Consider the following 2,996-nt stretch of genomic DNA (forward strand, 5'->3'; position numbering starts at 1 on the left):
CTTCACAGACAGTGTCAAATTCTAACCATCTATTTTGATACTTATAGCTATCTTCTTTACATATTGAAATTCCACATTTTTGACAACTAAAATCATCTTTATATATAATTTCATTGCATATTTCGCATTGTGTTATATAATCTAGATAGCATTCTCTACATATATAGTTAACTTCATTTTCTATACTGATTTCTGTTATATTATTTTTTACTTCCGTACAATAATCACATTTCTTCTGAGCCATATATTCCTGGATTATTTTTCATATATTGTTCCAATTCTCCGTGCATGCTCTGTCTCATCTTGTCATCTAAAATTTGTATATTGTCTTGAATTGTACAAAAGTAAGATGCCATATCAAGACAGTCACTTGCCTCTTTGTTTGTCTTCCTTGAGAGATTAATAAAACTATTAAATTTATCTTCAATAACACTCCACATGTCCTCAAGCGACATTTCTAAATTTAGTTCCATTCGTTACCCCCTTTTTGTTGTTACTATAATATCTTTATCTAAAATCAGTATACTATGTTGTTACTATAATGTCAACTAATTATATAGAAATCTTATAAAATTTATCTATCCAATCTTCATTAGTGTCTAATGGTTCATATTTCGGATCTCCTGTCTTTTCATCAATACCAATATATTTTTGCTTAGGCTTATTCTTAAATTTACTTATTATTACGGTATCATCAATTTTTAATCGATCTTTTTTATATGATTTGGCTATTCTAATTTGACCTGTTTTAATATTGTATAATTCAAAATTAGGGCTATAACTCTCATTTTCTTGTAAATTATTTATTATAACGTAACAGTCTTTATTCGTTTCTGAATTCTTAAATTCTGAGTACTCGTATCTTCTAAAATCTGTTATGATTTGTTCACTATCAGAAATTGTTTTATCTATATTATTAAGTTGATCTAGTATATATTGCTTTGTGTCAATCTCTCTTATCTGTTTCTCAGTTTTTATAGCTGCGTATGGCATTAAAAATTGATAATAAACAGAACTGCTATTCACTAGTTTCGTATCGTAATGTTGTCTAAATAAGTAATATGCAGTTTTTATATAGTTGATATTCCCATAATCTTCAAAGTATCCTAAATTTATTAATACATCCATCTTACCTTTATCAATTCCGAACTCTTTAATCTTTACAAATAAATCAACAACTGAATTATATTCGTATTTTGATAACTCATATAAAACATTAGCTGTATCTTGGTTAACTTGTTTAAAAGACTTGATTGATTGACTTATTATCTTATTTTCAATATCAGCCTTGAATCCTCTGTTGTCTTGTCCAAATTTAATTTCTCCTATTTTTAAATCGAAATATTTCATTTCTTCTTTTAATGCTTTTACTTTATCTTTCTCACCTTTTTCAGTATAGTTTTCTAACATTACTTCATAAAAAATTTCTGTATGATAAGCTTTCAAGTATGCCTGAGTTACGCTGTCAATAGCCATACAATACGCATGGGAAGCATTAAATCCATAACCTGCAAAAGCTAATATAATACTCCATACCTCTTTAACTACTTTATCATCATCTATATTTATTTTTCTTTTAAATCCTTTTGTAAACTCTTCTTCTATTTTTTCAACATATGGAGCGATGTGTCTACTCCCACATCTAGGACATATTTTCATTCCATCATTTCCTGTATTCTCACAATCTCTACAGTAAGTTTTCTTCTTACTTATTGATTTAATAATGTCATATGTCTCTTTAACATTAATCCCAGCAAATTCAAGTATCTGCATTAATTGCTCTTGGTAGAATATGTACGAGTATGGCATTTCTGGAGTTTGCAAAAGGTCATCTAATGCTTCTATATTATATTTGAAATTATCTCTAGCTAAAAATTGATCGATTAAATCTTTAAAGGATGGTCTAACTCCAGCAATTAGTGAAGATAACTCTACTATATTTTGAGGTTTGTATTTTATAGTCTTCTTTCTAGTGCTACTTTTTTCTAATTGGTTGACACATAAAGTCAGCCCTTTACCGTATATGTCCCAAACTTTTTCATTGTTTTCTATTCTTTTTAATAATTCATCTATGGATAAAGGCTTCATTCCTAAACGTTTATATATTTGATCTGTTGTTCTAACCACATCTACAAATAGAAAATCATTTTTTAACCAACCAAAAGCATCTATAGTTCCACTTTCAATACAGGCCACCAATACTTCTTTTTTCGTAGTTGGAGATTTACACAATATTACTCCGATTTCTTCTTCAACATTTAATGGGCTAACAACTGAAGCACAAGGATGCGGTTTTCTAGTAGTGATAATTCCTAAGTACTTCTTACATCCTTCAATTAAGTCTTTGTATTTTTCGTCTATAAAATCATATATACTAATATCTTCAATAAGTTCTCCTAGTTCATCTTTTTCTGCATACTTCAACTTACTCTCATACTTATCAATTTGCTTTGATACAATGTCTGCATCAGAAGGGGTTATGTCATATGCTCGAGCATACATCTTCCATGCTGATTTAAACTTCAAAGTTCCAAAAGCGATTAAATCATAAACATTTTTATCTCCTAATAGTTCCCTTTGAGCTTGTAAGAAAGGTTCTCTTGATGCAACATTGAAGTCGATATCCGGCATTGCATGAGATTCTAATATTCTTTCCTTAGTTAAGAAACGTTCCGGATACATGGTTACCTTTGCTGCTATTCTATCTACTTCAGTAAATCCAAGCAATTTATTCGTGTACATACTAACAGCAGATCCTCTTCCAGAATGGGTAAGTACTCCACTATATTTGTTGATCCCAAGATCAATACTTTCCTTATTATATGTAAAATAATCACTCGTTTTACAACCAATAATCTCATTTACTTCGTATCTAATTTGCTCAAGATATTTTTTATGTAATTCTTTTGGTATATTTAATCTTTCTTTTTTCCATGCTTCATTGATAAGATCCTTTAGCTTATTATCTCTTTCTGCTTGAGATAACTCAGGATATA

Annotated in this window: 2 protein-coding genes and 1 pseudogene; all 3 read right to left on the reverse strand. The window is 29.2% G+C overall.

The genetic code is table 11. The annotated features are described in order from the left end of the window. A partial coding sequence (locus tag T473_RS17030) for a hypothetical protein (protein WP_038300758.1) occupies nt 1-244 on the reverse strand: 244 nt, incomplete at its 3' end. After that, the gene (locus T473_RS0115250; RefSeq protein WP_024622524.1) at nt 225-473 is read right to left on the reverse strand and encodes a hypothetical protein; all 249 of its coding nucleotides are present in this window, start codon (nt 471-473) and stop codon (nt 225-227) included. The genes T473_RS17030 and T473_RS0115250, both read right to left, overlap by 20 nt. 79 nt (nt 474-552) lie before the next feature. Beyond that, a pseudogene (locus tag T473_RS17035) lies at nt 553-2,996 on the reverse strand (hypothetical protein); the annotation flags it as partial.

It is taken from the genome of Clostridioides mangenotii TR (genome assembly GCF_000498755.1).
GTDB lineage: Bacteria > Bacillota > Clostridia > Peptostreptococcales > Peptostreptococcaceae > Metaclostridioides > Metaclostridioides mangenotii_A.

Bases quoted from the DNA above. Each gene is read 5' to 3' on its own strand.
- T473_RS0115250 (WP_024622524.1), bottom strand. From the start codon at position 473: ATGGAACTAAATTTAGAAATGTCGCTTGAGGACATGTGGAGTGTTATT.